The organism is Flavobacterium aquariorum (genome assembly GCF_003254745.1).
Taxonomy (GTDB): domain Bacteria; phylum Bacteroidota; class Bacteroidia; order Flavobacteriales; family Flavobacteriaceae; genus Flavobacterium; species Flavobacterium aquariorum.
The window spans coordinates 585468-610536 of sequence record NZ_QKXH01000002.1 but is presented as its reverse complement, the minus strand read 5'-3'; the positions used below and the strand labels follow the sequence as shown (position 1 = coordinate 610536).

The 25069-nt window shown below is 36.2% G+C and carries 20 protein-coding genes, 1 tRNA gene and 2 rRNA genes; 8 read left to right on the top strand and 15 right to left on the bottom strand.

What is annotated here, in order from left to right:
- The first annotated feature begins 62 nt into the window (after positions 1-62).
- The 3 genes from DOS84_RS05285 (at position 63) to rrf (ending at position 3464) form a co-directional block, all read left to right on the top strand.
- Positions 63-136 (top strand) — tRNA-Ala (locus DOS84_RS05285).
- Positions 137-323: 187 nt separating this feature from the next.
- Positions 324-3207, top strand: a 23S ribosomal RNA gene (locus DOS84_RS05280).
- Between the two features lie 147 nt (positions 3208-3354).
- Positions 3355-3464, top strand: a 5S ribosomal RNA gene (gene rrf, locus DOS84_RS05275).
- Positions 3465-3796: 332 nt separating this feature from the next.
- Here rrf and DOS84_RS05270 read toward each other — a convergent pair.
- Together DOS84_RS05270 and DOS84_RS05265 are read right to left on the bottom strand one after the other, a co-directional pair.
- Positions 3797-4438 carry an endonuclease III domain-containing protein gene (locus tag DOS84_RS05270; protein ID WP_111409054.1) on the bottom strand — a complete coding sequence of 214 codons (642 nt, stop codon included), beginning with the start codon at positions 4436-4438 and terminating at the stop codon, positions 3797-3799.
- 41 nt (positions 4439-4479) lie between these two features.
- On the bottom strand, positions 4480-4917 hold the full coding sequence (locus DOS84_RS05265; RefSeq protein ID WP_111409053.1) for a DUF4268 domain-containing protein: 438 nt from the start codon (positions 4915-4917) through the stop codon (positions 4480-4482).
- A gap of 89 nt (positions 4918-5006) precedes the next feature.
- On the opposite strand from DOS84_RS05265, the gene DOS84_RS05260 reads away from it, so the two are divergent.
- Positions 5007-5660: an NUDIX hydrolase gene (locus tag DOS84_RS05260; RefSeq protein ID WP_111409052.1), complete on the top strand. Its 654-nt coding sequence runs from the start codon at positions 5007-5009 to the stop codon at positions 5658-5660.
- Positions 5661-5757: 97 nt separating this feature from the next.
- Entirely contained in the window at positions 5758-6567 is an 810-nt protein-coding gene (locus DOS84_RS05255; protein ID WP_111409051.1) for a lysophospholipid acyltransferase family protein, read from the top strand.
- Between the two features lie 27 nt (positions 6568-6594).
- Here DOS84_RS05255 and DOS84_RS05250 read toward each other — a convergent pair whose 3' ends face one another.
- The 3 genes from DOS84_RS05250 to DOS84_RS05240 all read right to left on the bottom strand — a co-directional run bounded on the left by DOS84_RS05250 (position 6595) and on the right by DOS84_RS05240 (position 9052).
- Positions 6595-7248, bottom strand: a complete 654-nt coding sequence (locus DOS84_RS05250) for a hypothetical protein (protein WP_111409050.1) — start codon at positions 7246-7248, stop codon at positions 6595-6597.
- The gene (locus tag DOS84_RS05245) at positions 7245-7748 is read right to left on the bottom strand and encodes an RNA polymerase sigma factor (RefSeq protein ID WP_111409049.1); all 504 of its coding nucleotides are present in this window, start codon (positions 7746-7748) and stop codon (positions 7245-7247) included. The genes DOS84_RS05250 and DOS84_RS05245 overlap by 4 nt, the downstream gene beginning before the upstream one ends.
- Before the next feature lie 242 nt (positions 7749-7990).
- Positions 7991-9052: a DUF3810 domain-containing protein gene (locus DOS84_RS05240; RefSeq protein WP_111409048.1), complete on the bottom strand. Its 1062-nt coding sequence runs from the start codon at positions 9050-9052 to the stop codon at positions 7991-7993.
- A gap of 146 nt (positions 9053-9198) precedes the next feature.
- On the opposite strand from DOS84_RS05240, the gene DOS84_RS05235 reads away from it, so the two are divergent.
- Positions 9199-10665 (top strand): aminoacyl-histidine dipeptidase, encoded by a 1467-nt coding sequence (locus DOS84_RS05235; protein ID WP_111409047.1) that lies wholly within the window; start codon positions 9199-9201, stop codon positions 10663-10665.
- Between the two features lie 324 nt (positions 10666-10989).
- Here the strand turns inward: DOS84_RS05235 and DOS84_RS05225 are convergent, their stop codons facing one another.
- The 8 genes from DOS84_RS05225 to DOS84_RS05190 form a co-directional block, all read right to left on the bottom strand.
- On the bottom strand, positions 10990-12282 hold the full coding sequence (locus DOS84_RS05225) for a DUF389 domain-containing protein (RefSeq protein WP_111409046.1): 1293 nt from the start codon (positions 12280-12282) through the stop codon (positions 10990-10992).
- A gap of 7 nt (positions 12283-12289) precedes the next feature.
- Positions 12290-12634 (bottom strand): DHCW motif cupin fold protein, encoded by a 345-nt coding sequence (locus DOS84_RS05220; RefSeq protein ID WP_111409045.1) that lies wholly within the window; start codon positions 12632-12634, stop codon positions 12290-12292.
- Between the two features lie 35 nt (positions 12635-12669).
- Positions 12670-13818: an acyltransferase family protein gene (locus DOS84_RS05215; protein WP_111409044.1), complete on the bottom strand. Its 1149-nt coding sequence runs from the start codon at positions 13816-13818 to the stop codon at positions 12670-12672.
- Between the two features lie 247 nt (positions 13819-14065).
- Complete coding sequence (gene secA / locus DOS84_RS05210) at positions 14066-17407, bottom strand: preprotein translocase subunit SecA (protein ID WP_111409043.1); 3342 nt, start codon at positions 17405-17407, stop codon at positions 14066-14068.
- A 95-nt stretch (positions 17408-17502) separates the two neighbouring features.
- Positions 17503-17724 (bottom strand): DUF2795 domain-containing protein, encoded by a 222-nt coding sequence (locus tag DOS84_RS05205; protein WP_007138072.1) that lies wholly within the window; start codon positions 17722-17724, stop codon positions 17503-17505.
- Positions 17725-17910: 186 nt separating this feature from the next.
- Positions 17911-18480, bottom strand: a complete 570-nt coding sequence (locus DOS84_RS05200; protein ID WP_111409042.1) for a cob(I)yrinic acid a,c-diamide adenosyltransferase — start codon at positions 18478-18480, stop codon at positions 17911-17913.
- 57 nt (positions 18481-18537) lie between these two features.
- Positions 18538-19395, bottom strand: a complete 858-nt coding sequence (locus tag DOS84_RS05195; RefSeq protein WP_111409041.1) for an ATP-grasp domain-containing protein — start codon at positions 19393-19395, stop codon at positions 18538-18540.
- Positions 19396-19465: 70 nt separating this feature from the next.
- Positions 19466-20182 carry an ABC transporter ATP-binding protein gene (locus DOS84_RS05190; protein ID WP_111409040.1) on the bottom strand — a complete coding sequence of 239 codons (717 nt, stop codon included), beginning with the start codon at positions 20180-20182 and terminating at the stop codon, positions 19466-19468.
- Between the two features lie 533 nt (positions 20183-20715).
- On the opposite strand from DOS84_RS05190, the gene DOS84_RS05185 reads away from it, so the two are divergent.
- Entirely contained in the window at positions 20716-21390 is a 675-nt protein-coding gene (locus DOS84_RS05185) for a hypothetical protein (protein WP_111409083.1), read from the top strand.
- A gap of 429 nt (positions 21391-21819) precedes the next feature.
- On the opposite strand, the gene DOS84_RS05180 is transcribed toward DOS84_RS05185, so the two are convergent.
- Both DOS84_RS05180 and DOS84_RS05175 read right to left on the bottom strand, forming a co-directional pair.
- Entirely contained in the window at positions 21820-22449 is a 630-nt protein-coding gene (locus tag DOS84_RS05180; RefSeq protein WP_111409039.1) for a carbonic anhydrase, read from the bottom strand.
- Positions 22450-22479: 30 nt separating this feature from the next.
- Entirely contained in the window at positions 22480-23259 is a 780-nt protein-coding gene (locus DOS84_RS05175) for an O-methyltransferase (protein ID WP_111409038.1), read from the bottom strand.
- Between the two features lie 213 nt (positions 23260-23472).
- Between DOS84_RS05175 and DOS84_RS05170 the strand changes: the two genes are divergently transcribed.
- Entirely contained in the window at positions 23473-25026 is a 1554-nt protein-coding gene (locus DOS84_RS05170) for an SDR family NAD(P)-dependent oxidoreductase (protein WP_243636321.1), read from the top strand.
- Positions 25027-25069: the final 43 nt, after the last annotated feature.

Here is a 25069-nt window from a genome sequence, read left to right as displayed (position 1 = left end):
GTTGAGAGATTATGGATATTGATTCATAATTCATAATTCACAATTCATAATTAAAAAAGATTGGGGGATTAGCTCAGCTGGCTAGAGCGCCTGCCTTGCACGCAGGAGGTCAACGGTTCGACTCCGTTATTCTCCACTATTCTAGTGAATAGTAAAAAGTGAATAGTGATTAGTTTAGGCTAATGACTAATTACTAAGGACTAATCACTATGAAAAAAGTTCATTGACATATTGAGATAAGAAATAATAAAAAGTAGAAAGCAGTTTTACTATTTATTTAGTAAAACGAAACAAAACGGTCATTCTTAACTGAATGATTGGTACAATAAGCAAAATAAGGGCGTATGGGGGATGCCTAGGCTCTCAGAGGCGATGAAAGGCGTGATAAGCTGCGAAAAGCTACGGGGATTGGCACACACGAATTGATCCGTAGATACCTGAATGGGGCAACCCACTATGTTGAAGACATAGTACACCGATAGGTGGGCAAACCCGCTGAACTGAAACATCTAAGTAGGCGGAGGAGAAGAAAACAAAAGTGATTCCGTAAGTAGTGGCGAGCGAACGCGGATTAGCCCAAACCAATGTTGTTACGGCAATGTTGGGGTTGTAGGACCACGACATTTAATGCGGATAGAATTAGAATCTACTGGAAAGTAGAGCCATAGAAGGTGATAGCCCTGTATAAGTAATAGAAGATATTGATAGTGGTATCCTGAGTAGGGCGGGGCACGTGAAACCCTGTCTGAATTTGGCGGGACCATCCGCTAAGGCTAAATACTCCTGAGAGACCGATAGTGAACCAGTACCGTGAGGGAAAGGTGAAAAGAACCGTGAATAACGGAGTGAAATAGATCCTGAAACCATACGCTTACAAGCGGTCGGAGCCCTTTCGTGGGGTGACGGCGTGCCTTTTGCATAATGAGCCTACGAGTTAACGTTGCTGGCAAGGATAAGTGGTTAAGCCACGGATCCGTAGCGAAAGCGAGTCTGAATAGGGCGCTTTAGTCAGTAGTGTTAGACGCGAAACCGTGTGATCTACCCATGGGCAGGATGAAGCGCTGGTAACACAGTGTGGAGGTCCGAACCGGTTGACGTTGAAAAGTCTTCGGATGACCTGTGGGTAGGGGTGAAAGGCCAATCAAACTCGGAAATAGCTCGTACTCCCCGAAATGCATTTAGGTGCAGCGCACGGCGCAAAGTTATATAGAGGTAGAGCTACTGATTGGATGCGGGGGCTTCACCGCCTACCAATTCCTGACAAACTCCGAATGCTATATAATGTTTCCGTGCAGTGAGGGCTTGGGTGCTAAGGTCCAAGTCCGAGAGGGAAAGAACCCAGACCATCAGCTAAGGTCCCCAAATATATGTTAAGTTGAAAGAACGAGGTTTGTCTGCCCAGACAGCTAGGATGTTGGCTTGGAAGCAGCCATTCATTTAAAGAGTGCGTAACAGCTCACTAGTCGAGCGGACGAGCATGGATAATAATCGGGCATAAACATATTACCGAAGCTATGGATTTAGAGTTTACTCTAAGTGGTAGGGGAGCATTCTAACAGGGTTGAAGGTGTGTCGTAAGGCATGCTGGACTGGTTAGAAAAGAAAATGTAGGCATAAGTAACGATAATGCGGGCGAGAAACCCGCACACCGAAAGACTAAGGTTTCCACAGCTATGCTAATCAGCTGTGGGTTAGTCGGGACCTAAGGCGAACCCGAAAGGGACAGTCGATGGACAACGGGTTAATATTCCCGTACTACTTATAATTGTGATGGGGTGACGGAGTGATGAAAGCGCCGCGAACTGACGGAATAGTTCGTTGAAGTACCTACCTATAAGCTGCGCAGGCAAATCCACGCGGCTTGGGGAAATACGATAGTACTCGGAGTCTTCGGACAAAGAGATAGTGCGCCTAAGGGCTTCCAAGAAAAACCTCTAAACTTCAGATTATGAGTACCCGTACCGCAAACCGACACAGGTAGTCGAGGAGAGAATCCTAAGGTGCTCGAGAGATTCATGGCTAAGGAATTAGGCAAAATAGACCCGTAACTTCGGGAGAAGGGTCGCCCCGAGTAATCGGGGCCGCAGTGAAGAGGTCCAGGCGACTGTTTATCAAAAACACAGGGCTCTGCAAAATCGTAAGATGAAGTATAGGGCCTGACACCTGCCCGGTGCTGGAAGGTTAAGAGGAGATGTTATCTTCGGAGAAGCATTGAATTGAAGCCCCAGTAAACGGCGGCCGTAACTATAACGGTCCTAAGGTAGCGAAATTCCTTGTCGGGTAAGTTCCGACCTGCACGAATGGTGTAACGATCTGGACACTGTCTCAGCCATGAGCTCGGTGAAATTGTAGTAACGGTGAAGATGCCGTTTACCCGCAGTGGGACGAAAAGACCCTGTGCACCTTTACTATAGCTTAGTATTGACCTTGGATAAATGATGTGTAGGATAGGTTGGAGACTGTGAAGTGGCGTCGCCAGGCGTTGTGGAGTCATTGTTGAAATACAACCCTTTGTTTATCTGAGGCCTAACCCCGAAATTCGGGGGACATTGCTTGGTGGGTAGTTTGACTGGGGTGGTCGCCTCCAAAAGAGTAACGGAGGCTTCTAAAGGTTCCCTCAGTACGCTTGGTAACCGTGCGTAGAGTGCAATGGCATAAGGGAGCTTGACTGAGAGACATACAGGTCGATCAGGTACGAAAGTAGAGCATAGTGATCCGGTGGTTCCGCATGGAAGGGCCATCGCTCAAAGGATAAAAGGTACGCCGGGGATAACAGGCTGATCTCCCCCAAGAGCTCATATCGACGGGGGGGTTTGGCACCTCGATGTCGGCTCGTCACATCCTGGGGCTGGAGAAGGTCCCAAGGGTTGGGCTGTTCGCCCATTAAAGTGGCACGCGAGCTGGGTTCAGAACGTCGTGAGACAGTTCGGTCTCTATCTACTGTGGGCGCAAGAAATTTGAGTGGATCTGATTCTAGTACGAGAGGACCGAATTGGACTAACCTCTAGTGTATCTGTTGTCCCGCCAGGGGCACCGCAGAGTAGCTACGTTGGGAAGGGATAAGCGCTGAAAGCATATAAGCGCGAAACCCACCACAAGATGAGATTTCTTTTAAGGGTCGTGGGAGATGACCACGTTGATAGGCTATAGATGTAAAGGCAGTAATGTCATAGTCGAGTAGTACTAATAACCCGTAAGCTTATGTACACCTTTTCTCCCGACTTCGGTCGGGAGAAGAAACTTTCTAATACTTTTTATGTTCTTTATCTCAGTATGTTAAGATATTATGTGATTGATGATTATCAAAAAAGATAAACATCATTACAATGATTGCCCAAAGCAATTGTAACGACTTAAGGTGGTTATTGCGGCGGGGCTCACCTCTTCCCATCCCGAACAGAGTAGTTAAGCCCGCCTGCGCAGATGGTACTGCAGTTATGTGGGAGAGTATGTCGCTGCCTTTTTTATAAAACCCTTCATCTAACGATGAGGGGTTTTTTGTTTTGCAATAGGTTTAAAAGAATAGATTTTATAAAAACTGAAAATCTAGGGATCAGTTGCAAATGGAATCAGTTGCAAAAGTTGGGGATTAAGCAAAAAGATTGGATAATTTGAACAAGAAAAAAATAGTTATTTTAAAATGCAATCGCATGAGGGATGGAAATGGCATCCTTTACTTTTTCTCTTTTAGAAAAAGTACAGATATAATGGACAACCCCAGCCCTCGTGGGCATGCCATAATGTACTGAATGAAGATGAGGAAGTGTTAAAAGAGAGTGTGTTTTTTGTTTTTTTTCTACAGATTAGTCTTATAGTATAGGCAAATTGTATTAATTGGACATTCCTCACATTTTGGTTTTGGTCTACAAATTTCCCTGCCCAAAAATGAAATTGCCATGCCAATTTCTCGCCAAATGTTTTTTGGTAGAATTTGCATGAGTAGTTTTTCGACTTTGTTACCGTCTTGTGTTTCCGGTATTAATCCAATTCTTGGAGATACACGAATGACATGTAAATCGGCAATGATTCCTTCTGCGCGAACTCCTGCTTCTCGCATAATAACGTTGGCGGATTTTCGTCCAATTCCTTTTAAAGCGGTTAAGTTCTCCATTGTTAAAGGAATATTTTCGTCTTTTTGAACTGTTTGCGCAATATCGATTAGCCAGTTGGCTTTGGTGCCAAAATTTCGAACTTTGGAAATATAGGGAATCAATGTATCGACATTCGAAACAGCCAAACTTTCCATGTTCGGAAAAATTTCAAACAAGGCTGGCGCTATTTTATTAACATTGGCATCCGAATCTTGAGCCGAAAGAACTACCATGACGACTAATTGATAAAGGTTTTGATAATCTAACGGATGTTTTCGGCCCTTGTATCTTTCCAGAATTGGAAGTAATTTGTTTTCCCAATCATTTGTTTCTCTAAATAAATCCATTTTGAATATTTTTTGATTAACAATTTACAAAATATAAAAACTTATTTTTCAATGTCTTTTATAAATTCATCATACTCTAAATAGAATAATTCCAAGGCATTCATTTTTTCATGGAAAAAATCAAATATTTCATTCCAATATTTGCGATTGCTGACACTTACATTCCCTTTTTCGACCCAAATACGGCTAATGGTTTTTCCATTTTCTAAGGTGTGATTTTTTTCAAAAACCAAATCTTTAACAAATTCTTCCTCAAGTATGTTTTTTAACGCTTGGAGTTTATCAAAATATTGCATACGCAAATCTGCATTTCTCATTTCGATATCTATCTGTACTTGAGCCTTGGTATTTTCGACATAAAATTTAAAGGAAAAATCTTTTATTTTAGTATCATACAAAACCCATTTTCTTGGGTATTTTTGAGCAAAATCAACCCAAAATTCATGTTTTAGTTTTTGATTTTCTTCTTTGCTGTACATATTATTGGTTTTGATTGTTTAAAATTTGTTTGGCACTTATTTCTAAAGTATATTTAGATATTATTTATTTGCAAAAATAACCTTTGATTATGAATTTTCAAGATTTTTTACAAATTGTTCCTCATTTGAGTGCAGTAAATCTTCCTGGAGAGGCAGCTCATAATGTTATGGTACCCCAACAGCGCCGTGAGATTACTAGAAAAATAAATTTTGATGAGATAAAGCCAAGAAACGCTGCAGTCATGATGTTATTTTATCCCAAAGAGAGTATAACACATTTGGTTTTGATTGTACGAAATTCATACAAAGGGGTGCATTCTTCCCAAATAGCTTTCCCTGGCGGAAAGTATGAAAAGGAAGATGACAATTTTATGCAGACTGCACTAAGAGAAACCTTCGAAGAAATTGGGATTCATCGGGAAAAAATAGAAGTCCTAAAAGCGTTTACTCATTTATACATACCTCCAAGCAATTTTATGGTTTATCCTTTTTTGGGAATTTGCAGAGATGAAATTGCCTTTTATCCAGACCCTAAAGAAGTAGCTGACATTATTGAATTACCATTAAGTTCTTTTTTAAGTGATTCTATTGTAATCAATGCTCAAATGACGACTTCATATGCCAAATCCATTGAGGTACCTGCATTCAAAATTGATGGTCACATTGTTTGGGGAGCAACCGCTATGATGTTAAGTGAATTAAAAATTGTTTTGAATTCTGTTTTGAATAAAGTCAATTTTTGAATGGTCTATTTTGTTAAAAGCAATACTTTTTAATATTAAAAAAGGAAAAATAATCGTAATTTTGCAATCCCAAATCTAAAAACAAACAAACAATCTTATGGGATTATTTAAACGAAATCCGTTTGGACATATACTATTTATAAAAAAATGGTTGATTAGAATCTTCGGGTTTATCAGTCACAGACGTTATCGTGGTTTTAATGAATTGCAAATTGAAGGTTCAGAAATCATAAAAAAACTTCCTGATACAAACGTTCTTTTTATTTCCAATCATCAAACTTATTTTGCAGATGTAACTGCCATGTTTCATGTTTTTAATGCCAGTTTAAGTGGGCGAGAAGATTCCATAAAAAATGTCTGGTATATGTGGAACCCTAAATTGAATATTTACTATGTGGCTGCCAAAGAGACTATGAAAGCAGGCTTACTGCCTCGGATCATGGCTTATGCTGGTGCGATTTCGGTAGAACGAACTTGGCGTGCGAAAGGGGAAGATGTAAAAGAGAAGAAGGATGTGAATCCAAATGACACAGAAAATATTAAAATAGCATTGGCAGATGGTTGGGTAATTACTTTTCCGCAGGGAACGACCAAATCTTTTAAGCCGGTTCGAAAAGGAACTGCACACATTATAAAACAACACAGACCTATAGTTGTTCCTATAGTAATTGATGGATTTCGACGCTCGTTTTGCAAGAAGGGGCTTTATATGAAAAAGAAAGGAATTCTTCAGTCACTTGTAATCAAAGAACCTTTGGCTATTGATTATGATAACGATTCCATTGATGAAATTGTTGAAATGGTAGAATATGCCATTGAACAACATCCATCTTTCCTAAAAGTGATTCCACTAGAAGAATTACAGGAGCAAGAGGAACTGAATAAAAAGAGACAATGGGAATATTAAAAAAAAAGAGACATTTGTCTCTTTTTTTTATAAATCAATTTTCTTCAATTCTTCGAAGTTATTCTGCAAACGCTTTAATAAAATCCCATAGATTAATTTATAAATCAACCAGAATGCAAAAGTAAAAATTGCTGTAGCCAAAATTAATACTATGAATGATATCAAGGCAATGTTTAAAGGCATTTGAGGGTGAATAACGCCGTTTTTGGATGCGCCTTCCAAATAGCCCTCATAAAATAAATAACCTCCAAAAACGATAAAAAACAAAGCAAAAAACGATAGGTTAAACGCAATGTATTGCTTCACCACTTTTCTTGTTTTCAATATCGTTGAAATAAGTTTTTTTGTATTATCATCAACCGCAATTTTACGGTACATGGTGTAAAACTTAAAAATAAAGTACAAAATAACGACATAAAGGATTACGGTAGCGGCTATATAGTAGCTATAAACACCCAAATGTTTAATTAATTCCACATTTTTCTCGTCGTATTTGGTAAACGATAAAGCCAATCCCAATACCAATCCTAATGCAAGTTCTATGATACTCACTATAAAAATCCACTTCACTACCGAAGACGACTTTCTATGAATCATTTTATAAATTTCATTTTCCGATACCTGCTCAAAAGAAGCTTCGTTCTTTTTCCAGTCTTTTTTTAATAAATCCAACTCTTTCATACGCCTAATGGATTTAATATTTTTTTTAATTTCCCTTTTATACGATTCATTTTTACCCTTGCATTCACTTCACTAATCCCTAAAGTTTCCGATATTTCGGTATAATCCTTGTCTTCCAAATACATAAATACTAACGCTTTTTCAATATCATTAAGCTGATAAACTGCTTGGTACATCAATTTTAACTGCTCTTCTTCTTCATAATTATATTCTATGTCATGCGTAAAATGTTGCCTTCCTTCGTACTCAACTGTTGCAATGCTGCGCTTACTCTTTCGATACAAAGTAATTGCCGTATTCAGGGCGACTCGATATGCCCAAGTCGAAAATTTACTTTCCCCTCTAAATTTTGGAAAAGCTTTCCACAACTGAATCGTGATTTCCTGAAACAAATCTTTATGCGCATCCTCACCAGCAGTATATAATCGACAAATCTTGTGGATTATATTCTGGTTTTCTTGCAATTGCTTGACAAAAGAAGGTTCTAGATTTTCACTCATATTCCATTAGTACGATGCCCGCACATTTTGTTACAAAACAGCGCTTTTTTATTTAAAATAAACATAATAATTTGGAGCACAAATCAATCGTTCATAACAACATTTCTCCCGCTTTTCGTTGCAATCTTCCGAAAAAAAATCGGAAGGATTTTTACTTCAATCGGGGCTAAATCCAGAAATATAGTTTTTAATAAGACCTTTCCAAAGGAAACGAAAGCAATTCATATCCCAAAAATTATAATTCAAAAAGGCCTTTCTTTATAATAATTCACCATCAAATTCACAAACTTGCTATAACTGTCCATGCCATCTTTTTGTTGGTTAATTTTTAGGAAGCGGTCATAAAAAGCATGGAATCCCGTTTCAATTGGGGTTTGGTATTGTTCCCAAAAATCTTCACTCTCCTGATAGTTTTTCAAAATGCCAGGATGAACAGTTTTGAGTAACTTTTTCAAAGTTTTCTCGTTTCGTACTTGCCAATTACCCAGACAATAGCGCAAAGCCATACTATATCCCGAATATTGAAAATACAGATTATCATTTTTTATCGAAGACAAAAAGCCAATAAAATTGCATTCACTTTCGCTGGCATAACCCATCTGATGTGCCATTTCATGATTAGTTGTCATTGGAAAACTGTACATTGGACCCAAATAATTGACCTGAGCTTCATTGGTAAACGGATTTAAATAACCACCAAAGCCCATATAAGTCAAAGGCAAACTGAAAAGAGATTTTTTGATACTCAAATGCGAGTAAGTAAAAAAGTCATATTCCCTCGATAAATTTTTGTATCCATTTTGATTCATTTCAAAAACCTGATCTTGAGAATACGGGAATACCACTTTCAAGCTGTCATTTTTTGTGATTAGATATTGAATGGTATTCGTTTTGGTAATTAGTTTTTTGGTAAAAGTTAATAAATCCGCATCGGTATAATCTCTTTCAATCGTCATTTTTTCAAACAACGGTTCTCGGTAGTAATTCAATGCCCAATTAATATGAAAGAAAAAATAAAAAACTGATAAAACACTCAAAACAGATAATAGATTGTTTTTCCATTCTTCCTTCCACGATTTTCTTTTTGTCCAAAACCATTTTGCTAGTAAAACAATCAATATAAAATACAAGCAATCTCCCATCGAAAATGGAAATTTTCCCAAAATTATTCTTGAAAATTCAGAAATGTATACATAAATTCCATTGCTGTAAAAATGTTCTACGTATTCCGGAAAAAATTGAATAATTTTTAGGATTATAATTTGAATCAATAAGAATAAAGGAAGAATATAACTGCGTTTCATTTTTTATAAATTGTATTGTAAAGAAACAAATTTTGACGGATTATTTATTTTAAAATAAATTAAAACTTTTATAAAACTAGCATAGTAGTTTGTAACTTTGAGGTTTTATTATTTTAAAGGTTTTTAATTAAAAAATATACAACAAAATGAGTCAAGAGATAAGAAATCTAGAACCAAAAGCACTTTGGAACAAATTTGCCGATTTGAATGCGGTACCTCGTCCTTCCAAAAAAGAAGAACGTGTAATTGAGTTTATGAAAAACTTCGGTACCAGTTTGGGACTAGAAACTTTTGAAGACGAAATCCGAAATGTAATTATCCGTAAACCTGCAACTCCAGGTATGGAAAACAGAAAAGCACTTGTATTGCAAGGTCATTTGGATATGGTACATCAAAAAAATTCAGATACTGTTTTTGATTTCGATACTCAAGGAATCGATATGTATGTAGACGGGGATTGGGTTCGTGCCAGAGGAACTACCCTTGGTGCCGATAACGGTCTTGGTGTGGCAACTATTATGGCAATTTTGGAAAGTAAAGATATTCCGCACCCAGCGATTGAAGCTTTGTTTACCATAGACGAGGAAACCGGAATGACCGGTGCTTTGAATCTAAAAGGAGGGATTCTTCGTGGTGATATCTTATTGAATTTGGATACTGAAGAAGATGATGAAATTGGTATTGGATGTGCTGGCGGAATCGATGTTACAGCTACTGCAGAGTACGATGAAGAGAAAACTCCAGAGGGATCAGTTGCTTATTCTATTAAGGTAAAAGGTTTAAACGGAGGTCATTCCGGGATGGACATTCACAAAGGTTTGGGGAATGCAAACAAAATCATGAACCGTTTATTATTTGATGGTTTTGATAATTTTGGATTGCAAATTTCTGAAATCAACGGAGGAAGTCTTCGTAATGCAATTCCGCGTGAAAGTACTGCGAAAGTGATTATTGCAGCTGTTTACGACGAGGCTTTCGTATTTGATATGCAGCAAATTGTAAACGAAATCAAAGCAGAATTTCAAACAACGGAACCTAATTTGGAAGTGGTATTCGAAAAATTGGAGACTGTTCCCACAACCGTAATGCCACCGATAGCACAATTTTACTTCGTTCGAGCGATGTATGCTGCTCACAATGGAGTTTATAGAATGAGTGCGGATTTTGACAATCTTGTTGAAACTTCGAATAATATTGCCAAGGTAACGGTGGGTGAGGGGAAACTTTCTGTACAATGTTTAACTCGTTCTTCAGTAGAATCGTCCAAATTTGACATGGGCAATGCTTTGCGTTCGGCATTCGAATTAATGGGCTGCGAAGTGGAATTCTCAGGTTCATATCCAGGGTGGTCACCAAATCCTAAGTCTGAAATATTAGATGTTTTGGTTTCCATTTATGAAAAACAAAATGATGCAAAACCAAATGTAGCCGCTTGTCATGCTGGATTGGAATGTGGAATTCTAGGAACGAACTACCCAGATATGGATATGATTTCTTTTGGACCAACGATTCATGGTGCACATTCACCAGATGAAAGAGCTAGTATTTCATCTGCCCAAAAATATTGGAAATTTGTTTTGGAAATTTTGAAAAATATTCCAGTGAAAAACTAATCAGATTTCAGGCTGCAGATTTCAGTGCATAAAAATTAGACAATTTAGATTAATACATAAAGCAGTTTAAAGATAATTCATTTTTATTTTTAAACTGCTTTTTTCTGTCATCTGCAATCTTTGATCTGCAAATTAATCCCTTTTCGGGCTATTTTTCTTTTCTCTCTTCTCTTCCTTTTTTTCTTTTGCGGTTTTAAGAGGCTCTTTTTTGACGGTTTTCTTTGCGTCTTGACTTTTTGACATAATACTATATTTTTAGTTGGTTTTTAAAATTTGATTTAGTCTAGTAAAGATAGCTCTTTTTTCTGATTCTATATTAGAGGATTACCGTTGCCTGTAAACTTCAACACTGTCTTTTTCCAATCTTTGCTTGAGCCAATTCATCAATTTTCTTTTGGTAACCAAATTCAATTCTGTTTTGCTTTTGTACAATAACACAGGAATAGTTTTGTCTTTGCTTGCATATTGTGTAATGGCAATTGGTTTAATTTCAGGAAATAGAATTGAAAGTTCATTACTGACCTTGGTATTGTTGACTTGATAATTAGAAATTTTTTTTTGTAAATCATTGATCAGTTGGTCTTTATCGGCGCCAGATTTTTTATGAATATTGATGGTATTTAGGATGTCGTTTTTTAAATCAAAAGTGTCCTGTTTGATTAAGAGTTGCGTATTCATTAAATCATATTCTTTTAATTTCTGATTGAAAGATTTAATTTCTACAGGGCTGAATTTTTTGGACAAAAAAGCCAGTTCAATGATTTTTGGATTGGTATTATAGTTAGTTTTTTTATAAATGAGAGTAAATTCTTTTTGGGGAAATTCCTTTTCGATAAATTCTTCAGTTCGCTGTTTGTATTTTTTTTCGTCAAATAATCGATAGGCAAAATATACACTTGGAATAATCATGATTAAAAGAAGTACTGTAATTCCTTGTTTTACCTGTTTTTGATGTTTCAAATCAATTTGCTTTGCAATAGGGTATTTTAAAAATTTGACAATGATAAAAGTGGCAATGCATATAAATACACAATTGATCGTATACAAATACAAAGCACCTCCAAAAAACAAGTAATTTCCTGTCGCCAAACCGTAACCTGCAGTACATAAAGGAGGCATCAAAGCCGTGGCAATAGCTACGCCAGGAATTGGATTTCCTTTTTCGACTCTGGTAACTGCAATAACTCCAACCAATCCCCCAAAAAAAGCTATCAAAACATCATAAATATTGGGGGAAGTACGTGCCAAGAGTTCTGATTGTACCTCTTTGAATGGGCTGATATAAAAGTAAAGCGTCGAAACGATTAAACTTACAATTGTTGCTATCGCAAGGTTTTTGATTGATTTTTTCACCAATTCAAAATCATACATTCCCAATCCAAAACCAGCTCCTACGATAGGCCCCATTAATGGTGAAATCAACATCGCTCCAATAATTACAGCAGTTGAATTAACATTGAGTCCCACAGATGCAATAACAATAGCACAAGCCAAAATCCATAAATTGGAACCTCGAAAAGAGATATTGCCAATAATGTTTTCCAGCACCTTTTTTTTGTTTTCCTCTCCTTTTTGAAGATCGATGAAGTTGATGAGCTTACTAATTAATTTGTTCATGTTGTCTTTATTTGTTTGGTTTCAAAAAACCACCATCAATAATTAATAAAGTAACTTGATTTGTGGTTATAGAACGATGCGAACTCAAATCGTCCGAAACAATGTAGGTCATTCCTTGGGTAAGTTTATAAATTTCTCCATTTTCTAATTCGCTACTGAATTCACCTTCCAAACAATGTACAATATGGCCTTTTTGACACCAATGATCCGCTTTGTAATTGTCCGAATAAATGACTTTTCGAATACGTAGCCCATCTAATAGAACTGTTTGCCAATAAGCTGTTCCTGTGGTTCCTTTGTGCTCAGTAGTTTCTATTTGGTCCCAATTTATAGTTTGAAAAGGTATGTTCATTTAATTTTTTTAATTCGTTTTAGAAAAATTTATTTTCACTCAGGGCGAGAATTTATGATTGCGAATCGTTCCTTTAGTTTTAAAAATGGGCGCTCAAAATAGCGATACGATAGGCCGGCCATAATAATTGTAATCAGAAAAACGAGTATAGTACCGATTAGAGATATTGTTATTGAAGAAAATTGAAATAATAAAAGCGGTTTTTCCCAATAGGTCTTAAAATTATTAAAAACAAGATGAAAAACGAGCGAGTGAAACATATATAATCCAAATGAAATACGTCCTAAATAGACAAAAATCTTTGGGATAAATTTTTGAGGTGTACCCAATGTCGTTAAGAAAAATAGAATTGAACCTCCCAAAACCAATAACCAACCAAGAATTGCTCCAAAGATTGTCGGATGTCCATCATAACTTTTTACACCAAATCCATAAACGGCAAAAAACCAGCAAGACAAAGCAACGAAAAATAGTATAGTACGGATTAAGATTGTCCATTCGGGAATTCGCCCTTTAAGGAGAATTGCCAGCAAAGCACCTCCAGCAAAAAACTGAAATTGGAAAAAACTATTTAACCATTGTCCGCTTTCGCCGCTATACTGCAATTTTGCATAATAAACACATAAAGCATATGACACCAATAGCAAACCAATACTTACTTTGGTCAGTAGTTTTCGTCCTCCCATCTTGGTTAATAACGGAATTGCAATATAAAATTGTTCTTCTACGGCAATGCTCCAAAGCGGATCTATTGGACCGCCAATCCATCCAAAATGAAATATATACCAGTTTCCATAAAAAAAGAGGAATGCCAACCAAGCGGATACTTTATTGGTAGCCACTCCGGGTATGAATTGCCCAAGAATAATTAATCCAATAAAAACCGCAAAATAGAGTGGCCAAATGCGCAGTATTCTGCGGGTATAGAATGATTTTATATTTATTGTCTCCGTTTTCTTTAATTCCCGAAGCAAAAGTTCAACAATTAAAAAGGAACTCAAAAGAAAAAAAACAGGAACACCAAATGCTCCCGCGGTACAAAAGGTATAAAAGATAGGTTGTGTTTTTTGATCGACAGGGACATAGTCCATAAAATGAAAAAAGAAGACACAAGTAAAGGCAAAGAACCTTAATGCATCAAGCTCTGGTCGATAGAAGCGAGTAGTGTTGGATGTTTCATGCATTGATTTACGAAATGATGGTTGTTTTTTAGGTTAGTGAATAGATTGATATTTCATAAATTGATCTAAAAAAAGACTTCAATTCAATTTTTTTTCTGAATTAGCCCTGTAAAGAACTTTTTATGATAGTCAAATATAAACTTATTTTGGATTTTTTTTAGATGATTTATAATTTTGAATCGTTAGGTAGGAATAAAAAAAATCCCCAACTACTTTCGTAATTGGGGATTCAACTCAAATCTATTTTTTATTAAGAAACCAAAACCCAAGCTCCGCTAGCGATTAAACTTTCGGCTTTCTTGTATTTCATTTCTTGTTTTTGCCCATTGGCTACATTTTGGATCGTTACCGTATCGTTACGGTTTATTTTTGGCTGGTCGCGAACTATAGTTTCGGTAACTTGTCGTTGCTGAGTTTGTCCAGCTTCTTGATTTGCACTTTCACTATTTGGAATTTCGTCTTTGCTTAATTTATAATCTTCAACTTGACGCTCGATTCTTGCTTCTTCAATTACAGGAGCATTTTGAGCAGGCAAATCACCTTTGAATAAAAAAGAAATTACTTCTTTGTTCACATTATCCAGCATACCGCGGAACAAGTTAAAAGCCTCTAATTTGTAAATAAGCAATGGGTCCTTTTGTTCGTGAACTGCCAGTTGAACGGATTGTTTTAATTCGTCCATTTTGCGCAAATGTTTTTTCCAGGCCTCGTCAACAATAGATAAAGTAATGTTTTTTTCGAAATCGGCTATCAGTTGAGCTCCTTCAGTTTCGTATGCTTTCTTTAAGTCAGTTACTACGTTGAACATTTTTATTCCATCTGTAAACGGAACTACGATGCGTTCAAATTGATTGCCTCTGTCCTCATAAACATTCTTGATGATGGGGAAAGCCTCTCTGGCACTTCTTTCTGTTTTTTGAGTATAAAATTCAAGGGTCGCTTTATAAAGTTTACCTGTTATTTCAATTTCGGTTAATTTTGAGAATTCCTCTTGTGTAACTGGAGATGTAAATGAAAAATAACGAATAATGTCAAATTCAAAATCTTTAAAGCTGTTTTTAGCTTTACTTTCATCAACAATTAATTCGCAAGTATCATAAAGCATATTTGCGATATCTAATTTTAGACGCTCACCAAACAAGGCGTGACGACGACGTTTGTAAACTACTTCACGTTGAGCATTCATTACGTCATCATATTCCAATAAACGTTTACGAACACCAAAGTTGTTTTCTTCCACTTTTTTCTGAGCACGTTCGATAGATTTTGTCATCATCGAATGTTGGATTACTTCTCCTTCTTTGAGTCCCATTCTGTCCATTACTTTGGCAACTCTTTCAGAACCAAATAAACGCATCAAGTTGTCTTCAAGGGAAACATAAAATTGAGAGCTTCCCACGTCTCCTTGACGACCAGCACGACCACGTAACTGACGGTCAACACGACGGGAATCGTGACGTTCTGTACCTACAATTGCCAAACCTCCAGCAGCTTTTACTTCGGGAGATAATTTAATGTCGGTACCACGACCGGCCATATTGGTAGCGATAGTCACTACTCCTGGCTTTCCTGCTTCTTCAACAATTTGTGCTTCCTGTTTGTGCATTTTTGCATTCAATACGTTGTGGGCTACACCACGCATTTTTAACATTCTGCTCAATAATTCCGAAATCTCAACTGAAGTTGTACCAATAAGAACTGGTCTTCCGGCATTCGACAATTCGGTTACATCTTCAATAACTGCATTGAATTTTTCACGAGTTGTTTTGTATATAAAATCTTCTTTGTCAATACGAGCCATTGGTCTGTTAGTTGGAATTTCCACTACATCCAGTTTGTAGATTTCCCATAACTCACCAGCTTCAGTAACAGCTGTACCGGTCATACCACCCAATTTGTTGTACATTCTGAAATAATTCTGTAATGTAATGGTAGCAAATGTTTGAGTGGCAGCTTCGATTTTTACGTTTTCTTTGGCTTCAATGGCTTGGTGTAAACCGTCAGAATAACGACGACCGTCCATGATACGTCCCGTTTGCTCATCTACAATCATGATTTTGTTGTCCATGATTACATATTCCACATCTTTTTCAAAAAGAGTATAAGCTTTTAGAAGCTGCGTCAAAGTATGAACACGTTCGCTTTTTACACCAAAATCTTGGAATAATCTTTCTTTTTCTTCTGCTTCGGCATCTTTGTCCAATTTTTTCTTTTCAATTGAAGCAATTTCAGTTCCAATGTCTGGAAGCACGAAAAAGTCAGCGTCAGTATCTCCTGAAAGGAATTTGATACCATTATCGGTTAAGCTGACTTGGTTGTTTTTTTCTTCAATTACAAAGTACAGAGCTTCATCCACTTTTGGCATTTCGCGGTTGTTGTCCTGCATATATGAGTTCTCAGTTTTTTGAAGCAACTGCTTAACTCCTTCTTCACTCAAAAATTTAATCAACGCTTTGTTTTTAGGCAAACTTCTGTAAGCTCTCAACAATAAGAAACCACCGTCTTTAGTGTTTCCTTCTTTGATTAATTTTTTAGCTTCTGCAAGAAAACCATTTGCCAATTGACGTTGTAACGCCACCAAATTTTCAATTTTTGGTTTCAACTCATTGAATTCATGACGGTCTCCCTGAGGAACTGGACCAGAAATAATAAGTGGTGTACGGGCATCATCAATTAAAACAGAATCAACCTCATCGACAATAGCGTAATTGTGTTTTCTTTGAACTAAATCTTCAGGCGAATGTGCCATATTATCTCTTAGGTAGTCAAAACCAAATTCGTTATTGGTACCGTAAGTGATGTCTGCGTTGTATGCATTTTTTCTTCCTTGGGTACTTGGTTGGTGATTGTCAATACAATCTACGGTCATTCCGTGGAATTCGAATAATGGAGCTTTCCAAGTACTATCACGTTTGGCCAAATAGTCATTCACCGTTACCAAATGTACACCGTTTCCAGTCAAAGCATTTAAGTATAATGGCAAAGTCGCTACCAATGTTTTTCCTTCCCCTGTTTGCATTTCGGCAACTTTACCTTCGTGCAAAACCATTCCGCCAATTAATTGGACGTCATAGTGAATCATGTCCCAAGTAATTTCTTTACCGGCAGCATTCCAAGTGTTTGCCCAAATAGCGTTATCACCATCAAGTGTAATGTAACTTTTTGTGGCAGAAAGTTCTCTGTCTTTTGGCGTAGCAGTAACTACTATTTGTGAGTTATCTTTGAAACGTCTTGCTGTTTCTTTTACAACCGCGAAAGCTTCAGGAAGAATTTCCATTAGTGTTTTCTCAGATATATCGTAAGCCTCTTTTTCAAGAGCATCAATGGCAAGATAAATGTCTTCGCGTTTGTCAATGTCTTCAATACCTTCTACTTCCACTTTAAGAGCGGCAATTTTGGCATCTTTTTCGGCACGGGCTTCTTTTATTTTTTCTTTAAAAAAAGCTGTTCTAGCTCTTAATTCGTCATGTGACAAGGATTGCAAAACGCTTTCAAAAGTCTTTATTTTGTTTAAATACGGTTGTAAAGCTTTGACATCTTTCTCAGATTTATCTCCAACAAAGATTTTAATAATACTGTTTATGAAACTCATGATTTATTTTTATTTCTATTTAATGTAACTTGTATATCTGTGTAAAATTAAACAAAAAAAAAGCCTCTTTTGAGACTTTTTCTTGGTTTACTTTTTTAATATTCATCCTCGTTCCAAAGATAATCTTCATCCGTAGGATAATCTGGCCAAATTTCTTCCATTGATTCATATATCTCGCCTTCATCCTCGATTGATTGAAGGTTTTCTACTACTTCTAATGGAGCTCCTGCTCTAATAGCGTAGTCAATAAGTTCGTCTTTGTTAGCAGGCCACGGTGCATCGCTTAAATAGGATGCTAATTCTAATGTCCAATACATATTTGTCGATTTAGTTTGTGCAAAAATAAATTTTTTACTGAAAAAGACAAGTAAAAAATGATTTATTTTTTTTAAAATTAAGAACGTATTTTCAGACAACGCATTTTGGGTAAAATATTCCAGATTTTAAAACAGAAAATCTCTTCTAAATACCTTAACTGAAAACTGTCATCTGTAAATTGAAGCCTATTTTCTAGGTATCCATTTCACTTCATCAGCCTTTAAATCTAAAGACAACTTTCGTGCCAATACAAAAAGATAGTCAGAAAGTCGGTTTAAGTATTTAATTGCTATTTCGGCAACTGGTTCATTATGGCTTAAATGCACTGCCAGGCGCTCTGCACGACGACAAACGCATCTAGTTATATGACAATATGACACAGTTTGGTGACCGCCTGGTAAAACAAAATGAGTCATTGGCGGAAGCACTTCTTCCATAGTATCGATTTCATTTTCCAATAATTCGATGTCAGACTCTACAATTCCAAGTTTCTTTAAACGAAGTTCGCCATTTTTCATTACTTCTTTTTCAGGTGGAGTTGCCAAAATAGCACCTATGGTAAAAAGTCGGTCTTGTACTTCAATTAGGATTTCTTTGTAATGGCTGTTTATTTCCTGGTCACGAATAAGTCCAATATAGGAATTCAATTCGTCTATAGTTCCATAACTTTCTATGCGGGCATGGTCTTTTGGTACGCGCATTCCTCCAAAAAGAGCAGTAGTTCCGCTATCTCCGGTTTTTGTATATACTTTCATTCTAATTTTAGATTTATGAATTTAGAATTTAGATTTCAGCTCGTCTGAAAAACAAAATTACTTTATTAATTCTATTATTGATGTAACAAACCGTTTCAATGCGCCTTCACTAATATCAAAATATAAATCGGGTTCAATACATTCTATTTCCATTAAATGTAATTCAGTACCAATTACAATTCCATCAACTCGGGCGTATAGTAATTTGTCATGAAAAGTATTTACGACTTTTTGGGCTTTGTCTATTAATTCTTGGCTTGGTTGTATTAAAGTGTATTTTCCTCCAAATTGTGACTGCACTCTAAAATCACCGTCAATTGGTTTTTTATTGACGGCATGAGAGAATTTTTTATTGAAAAAGATAAAAGAGGTTTCTCCTAATGTTTGGATTTCGGGAATAAATTCCTGTAAAAGTAATTCTTTTTCTTGCGCTATTTTCGTGTATTCGTTATTTACTTTTTTGATTTCCAATAAATCAAAAACAGATGTTTGATAGGAACCTGCAGAAAAAGCAGGTTTTATAACTGCTTTTTTCCAATGTTTTGGAATTATTTCGGCAATATTCAGATGCTCGGTTTTGTCAATGAAAATAGTGGGAAGAATTGAAACCCCTTCCTTTTCCATTTCGCGTAAATAAAATTTATGCTTATTTTGCTTAATGATTTCGATAGGATTGAGTGTTTTAATGCCCAATTGTTCTATTTGGTCGAGCCAAAGATTAAATTCGGTTTCTTTCTCAAAGTAATCCCAAGTATTACGAAAGATTAGGTAATCAAAATCATTCCAATTGATGGTTTTGTCATTCCATATCACCGCTTTTGCAATGAGGTTGTGTTTAGCTAGTTCTGGAATTAATTGTTGATCTGAGATTGTTAAATCGGGGAGTTTTTCACAGGTAAGTAAACCAATTGTCATTTGCTTTTAGGTTCTAAGGTTTTGGGGAATTATTTAGAGGATAATTCTAAAAGTTTTAAACTGAATATTTTTATTTATATACTGTTTCTTCACGATACTGCTCCTTCACACTATCGCTCTCAATTATTCCATCTCTCAATCGAATAACACGATGGGCATAAGCTGCGATTTCTTCTTCATGGGTTACTAGGATTACTGTGTTTCCTAGGGCATGTATGTCTCCAAAAAGTTTCATGATTTCCAAAGAAGTTTTACTGTCAAGATTTCCCGTTGGTTCATCGGCAAGAATGATAGAAGGTTTATTGACCAATGCTCTCGCGATTGCCACACGTTGTCGTTGTCCTCCTGAAAGCTGATTGGGTTGGTGATCCATTCTGTCGCCTAGATTTACTTGATTCAGTACTTCGATGGCACGTGTATTTCTTTCGGATTTTGAATAGCCTGCATAAATCATGGGTAAAGCCACATTATCAAGTGCAGTTGTTCTGGGTAAAAGGTTGAATGTTTGAAAAACAAAACCGATCTCTTTATTTCTAATTTCGGCCAATTCGTCGTCTTTCATGTGACTCACGTCTTTTCCGTTTAGAATGTAAGTTCCAGAAGTGGGGGTGTCCAAACAGCCCAATAAATTCATTAATGTTGATTTTCCGGATCCTGACGGTCCCATTAAGGCTACATATTCTCCTTTATTAATTTCTAAATCAATACCTTTTAATACATATACAATTTCGTTTCCAAGTACAAAGTCTCGTTTGATATTGGTTATTTTTATAAGTGGGTCTTTCATAAGAATATTGGATTGCTTCTCCAGTTCGCCCTTTGGGCTCGTGTGTAGATTGTTGATTTTCGGTTTTAAAAGTACAAAAGACTTTCTGATTTATGATAAGTAGTTACTGTTGTATTTTTGTTACAATCGTATTGGATGTAATATTATTTTGGATAAGATTCATTCTGATGTTAGAAGTGTCTGTTTAAATCAATTTTGTTCTTTAGTAGTCGCTCGCGTGAGTGATGGAAGTGGAGCTCTTTATTGACTTACATCGCCTTTAAAGGCGATGTAAGTCAATAAAAGCGGGAGCGAACAGCACGACCCGTAGTCTCGTCTTTTGGGACGAGACTACGGGTCACGCCCATATAAGCTTATGTATCTTGATTAATGGTGTTAAAATGTTGTTATTGTATTGTTTAAGTCTTTTAGTTTGTGAAATTCGCATTTGTTTCAGAATTTTTTTGATTGTTTATATAATTACCACATATAAATTAGATATGATATCACTTGAAGTAAATTTGATGAAGAAATATAAAACAAATCAAAATATTATGGAAACTAGAAAATTATTATTTGGAATGGCAGTAATTGCTGTGGGATTTTCATCTTGTAAGGATGAAAAAAAAATACAAGCTGAGAAGTCTGTAGAAACTTATGTTGTCTATGTTGATTCATTAGGAAAAATGGATTCTGTAGCGACAAAAGAAAATTGGGAATCTATTCAAGCTACTTATGAATTACGAAATGCAGAAGCAGAAGCAGCTTTGCAGAATTTGAAAGAGGATATAAAAGCACAAGAGCGTATTAATGCTAGTAGAGCTAAATATGAAGAATTGAAAGCTAAAATGATTGCTGACGAAGAAGCTGCAAATCAAACTAAAATTGCTGACAACCCAAAACAGCGCTTAAGAAATGCACTGTTTGGTGAAGGAAAAGTAGGAAATGATATGAATTTTAACTGGGTTAATGCTAAAAACATTCTTGGTGTATATCAATCATTTGTAGATACTGCTCAAAAAAATAAAGACAGTTATACTCGTGAGGATTGGGACGAAGTGAAGTTGATGTATGAAGCATTGGACAGTAGAAAAAATACAGTGGAAAATGAAGGTCTTACTTCAAGTGATAACAGAAAAATCGCTGGATTAAAATTGAAATTTGCGCCAATGTACACTTTGAATAGAATGGGAGCCAAATCTGATGAAATGGCTAAAGCAAAAGAATAATTAATTATTGATTCAATGTAAAATGGCAATCAGAAATGGTTGTCATTTTTTTATCTAAATAACAGTTTAATTTTATGTTAATTTAAAAAGAAAATTAATGTTAAATATAAAAAAATATGTATTTAATCGATTTTGTATGAATTTTAACGATTTTTAACTTTATCTTTTGATTTGTATACTGTAAATTTGTTTCATTAAAAGTTTTTAAGTTAGTAGGTTATCTATTCAAACTTTGTATTTTGAAAACTTCTATTCTAGAAATTTTATAGATTTAATTATTCAAAATGGGAATTGACAGTCATGGGGGTGACTGTCTTTTTTTTTGTTATCAATTGTGCTGATTTCAATTGGCAACCTTTGACAAAATATTTTTTGGTCCTTTAAAAAAAAAATTAATTATCGAGCTATTTTTGATAGTGTTAGGCCAAGCTAATTTGATATCTTGTAAATCTTGGTAATGTCTTTCAATATTTCGGTAAAGTTGATGTTCAGGTCGATTAGTTTTCCACTGTGAATATCAAAAATCCATCCATATACTCTCAAACCCCTTTCTTTAAATGCTTTTTGAACCTCGGCAGTTTTGATAACATTGATACATTGTTCTTGCACGTTCAATTCAACGAGTTTTTTATATTTTTCTTCTTCATTGATTATGGCGTCAAGTGTTTTCTGATGGATTCTGTAAACATCCCTAATGTTTCTTAACCATGGATTTAATATACCCAAATCCGATTGCTGCATGGCTGCAAGTACACCGCCACAACCATAGTGTCCACAAACAACAATATGATTAACTTTTAATTGCACTACCGCATAATTGATAACCGACATGGAATTAAGATCTGTATTGGGGACCATATTGGCGATATTGCGATGCACAAAAACCTCTCCGGGTTCTAGTCCCATAAGTTCTTCGGCTGAAACTCGACTATCCGAACAACCGATATAGAGAAATTCAGGTGATTGTCCTTTTGAGAGTTTCTTAAAATAATGTTCGTCAGTTTGGAGTTGTTTGATGATCCATTTTCGGTTATTTTCAAAAATTTGTTTGATATCCATAATGTGATTTTGAATTTTAAATGTACAAATCTAAGTTCTAATTACAAAATGTTGTTTTGGTTGTTCGTATCTGAAGAAAACCAATCCCCATTGAAAAGTGTCGATACTAACTGTAACTTTTGGATTATTTTTTATGATTTTCCATGCTTCTTCCATTTCTGAAGACCAATGAATATCATCGAATATCCATACTGTTTCGTTGGTTATCGTAGGCAGTAGTAATTCGAAATATTCTAACGTAGCTTTTTTAGAATGATTACCGTCGAAATAGATTAGCTGATAGTTGATGGTTGATGTCTGATTGTTTTTAAGATAGCTACTGAATTCGGATACAATTAGTTCTACATTATTGCAATTGAATTTTTGCAATTGCAATTGAGCTTGTTTGGCGGTCTCAGGACAACCTTCCAGCGTTGTGATTTTTGCTTCTGGATTTCCAGAAGCTAGGGCAGAAGTGGCTAATCCAAGTGAAGTCCCAATTTCTAAAAGACTTTCAGGTTTGAAATAATTCACAATCCGGAACAATAATTGAGCTCGTTTGATCGAAATCCCTGCTGTTTTGGCAATCTGGGCAATTTGTCTTGTATTGGATTTAAAAACGTGGGAACCAGCTCCAAAATCAGTAACTTCAATGGTGTTTTTGTTTAATAAAAGGTCTTTTCGGTAATTTTTCAAAACATTATACTCCGATTTGAACTTTTTGTCATAAAAACATTTGGTCAGTAAGCTAAATACAAAAGGTGAATGTACAGCATGTTCGTTTTTGGAATGCCAAAGAAATTGTAAATAGGATTTTATTTGAAATAACATAAAAACTCAATCAGGGTTTTGCAAAGTATTGGCGAAGATACTAAGATATTGGTCCAAAGTCCAAAGTCTTAAAGTGGAAAGTTGTAAAGCCTCACAATTTTAAGAATATCGGCATAGTTTGGACTTTCGACTTTATGACTTTAAAACTTTACGACTTTAAAAGACTATATTTGCGCCCTTATAATTTATGCCAATAATAGCAATGATTTTTTTATGATGATGGAGGAAATAATAGAGGACAGGAACGCAATAACATTGAAAGATATAAATCAATGCATCACTATTTTGACGCAATTGAATAACGATACAGATCAGATTTTTGAAATACCAAAAGAGCAGCGAACCGCTTTAATCAAAGCAGCTGGACAATTTTCACGTCCCAATAGAGATGAGTTTGCTAAAAGAAAAAAGGACGCGAAAGCGGTAGCCAAACGCAAACAGGAAAAGAAGGACCGAACGGCCCGCAAGGAAACCGGAATTCGTTCGGCTCGGGAAGCGAGTGTTTTTATAGCTCCAAAACTTTTGGTATCCCATGATTTAGCTTCCAAAGAACAGTTGGAATTCGAAACGCCCAGAAAATGTTATGTGTGCAAAACGGAGTTTACTAAAATGCATCATTTTTATGACTCAATGTGTCCGGACTGCGGCGATTTTAATTATGCCAAACGTTTCCAAACTGCCGATGTAAAAGGACAAATTGCTGTGATTACAGGTTCTCGTTTGAAAATTGGTTATCATATTACTTTAATGCTTTTGAGAGGCGGAGCGACTGTAATTGCTACAACTCGTTTTCCCGTGGATTCGGCTTTGCGTTTTTCTAAGGAAGATGATTTCATGGAGTGGGGGCACCGCTTGAAAATTCACGGATTGGATTTAAGACATATTCCGAGCGTGGAGATTTTTTGCAATTTCATAGAGCAAAAATACGGTCGATTGGATATTCTGATCAACAATGCGGCGCAAACCGTGAGAAGACCTGCGGGTTTTTATACTCATTTAATGGAAAATGAAGAGCGTCCAATTGCTTCTTTGCCACAGCAAGCACAAGATTTATTATTGGATCATACCAATTGTTTGGATGAATTAAAAGTATTGACCACGGGAGCTTCTTCGAATCAAAATATGCCTGTAACTTGGCACGGACCGGAACCAGGAATTGGTTTAAGGGCTTCCGCCAAATTATCGCAGATTCCGTATTCGTTTGACAATACTTTGGTCGCACAAGAAGTTTTTCCCGAAGGCGAACTTGATGCCGACTTGCAGCAGGTAGATTTGCGAAAAGTAAACAGTTGGCGATTAAAATTAGGTCAAATTGAAACTACCGAAATGATTGAAGTGCAACTCGTGAATTCGGTTGCGCCTTTTGTGTTGTGTAATCGTCTTTCGGAAGTGATGAAGAAAGACAATACTGGTAAAAAACACATCATTAATGTTTCGGCTATGGAAGGGAAATTTTACCGTGATTTCAAGGAAGACCGACACCCACATACCAATATGGCCAAAGCGGCTTTGAATATGCTAACACACACTGCTGCAGGAACTCTTGCAAAAGACGGAATTTTTATGAATGCCGTCGATACGGGTTGGGTAACCGATGAAGATCCAGCAGAACTGGCTAAAAGAAAGCAAGAAGAACAGGATTTTCAACCACCACTGGATATCGTGGATGGGGCAGCTCGAGTAATGGATCCGTTGTTTGATGGAATCAATACAGGAAAGCACTGGTGCGGTAAATTCTTGAAAGATTATCGACCGATTGCCTGGTAAAACTGGACACGTTTAAAATAAAAAACCACAACAAAAATTGGAT

Excerpts from the sequence above, each read along its gene's own strand:
- DOS84_RS05250 (WP_111409050.1), bottom strand. The coding sequence starts at position 7,248 with ATGAAAGAGTTGGATTTATTAAAAAAAGACTGGAAAAAGAACGAAGCT.
- DOS84_RS05195 (WP_111409041.1), bottom strand. The coding sequence starts at position 19,395 with ATGACAATTGGTTTACTTACCTGTGAAAAACTCCCCGATTTAACAATC.
- DOS84_RS05200 (WP_111409042.1), bottom strand. The coding sequence starts at position 18,480 with ATGAAAGTATATACAAAAACCGGAGATAGCGGAACTACTGCTCTTTTT.
- DOS84_RS05175 (WP_111409038.1), bottom strand. The coding sequence starts at position 23,259 with ATGTTATTTCAAATAAAATCCTATTTACAATTTCTTTGGCATTCCAAA.
- DOS84_RS05225 (WP_111409046.1), bottom strand. The coding sequence starts at position 12,282 with ATGAACAAATTAATTAGTAAGCTCATCAACTTCATCGATCTTCAAAAA.
- DOS84_RS05265 (WP_111409053.1), bottom strand. The coding sequence starts at position 4,917 with ATGTACAGCAAAGAAGAAAATCAAAAACTAAAACATGAATTTTGGGTT.
- DOS84_RS05245 (WP_111409049.1), bottom strand. The coding sequence starts at position 7,748 with ATGAGTGAAAATCTAGAACCTTCTTTTGTCAAGCAATTGCAAGAAAAC.
- DOS84_RS05220 (WP_111409045.1), bottom strand. The coding sequence starts at position 12,634 with ATGAACATACCTTTTCAAACTATAAATTGGGACCAAATAGAAACTACT.
- secA (WP_111409043.1), bottom strand. The coding sequence starts at position 17,407 with ATGAGTTTCATAAACAGTATTATTAAAATCTTTGTTGGAGATAAATCT.
- DOS84_RS05260 (WP_111409052.1), top strand. The coding sequence starts at position 5,007 with ATGAATTTTCAAGATTTTTTACAAATTGTTCCTCATTTGAGTGCAGTA.
- DOS84_RS05270 (WP_111409054.1), bottom strand. The coding sequence starts at position 4,438 with ATGGATTTATTTAGAGAAACAAATGATTGGGAAAACAAATTACTTCCA.
- DOS84_RS05215 (WP_111409044.1), bottom strand. The coding sequence starts at position 13,818 with ATGCATGAAACATCCAACACTACTCGCTTCTATCGACCAGAGCTTGAT.
- DOS84_RS05255 (WP_111409051.1), top strand. The coding sequence starts at position 5,758 with ATGGGATTATTTAAACGAAATCCGTTTGGACATATACTATTTATAAAA.
- DOS84_RS05205 (WP_007138072.1), bottom strand. The coding sequence starts at position 17,724 with ATGTATTGGACATTAGAATTAGCATCCTATTTAAGCGATGCACCGTGG.
- DOS84_RS05235 (WP_111409047.1), top strand. The coding sequence starts at position 9,199 with ATGAGTCAAGAGATAAGAAATCTAGAACCAAAAGCACTTTGGAACAAA.
- DOS84_RS05180 (WP_111409039.1), bottom strand. The coding sequence starts at position 22,449 with ATGGATATCAAACAAATTTTTGAAAATAACCGAAAATGGATCATCAAA.
- DOS84_RS05170 (WP_243636321.1), top strand. The coding sequence starts at position 23,473 with ATGATGATGGAGGAAATAATAGAGGACAGGAACGCAATAACATTGAAA.
- DOS84_RS05190 (WP_111409040.1), bottom strand. The coding sequence starts at position 20,182 with ATGAAAGACCCACTTATAAAAATAACCAATATCAAACGAGACTTTGTA.
- DOS84_RS05185 (WP_111409083.1), top strand. The coding sequence starts at position 20,716 with ATGGAAACTAGAAAATTATTATTTGGAATGGCAGTAATTGCTGTGGGA.
- DOS84_RS05240 (WP_111409048.1), bottom strand. The coding sequence starts at position 9,052 with ATGAAACGCAGTTATATTCTTCCTTTATTCTTATTGATTCAAATTATA.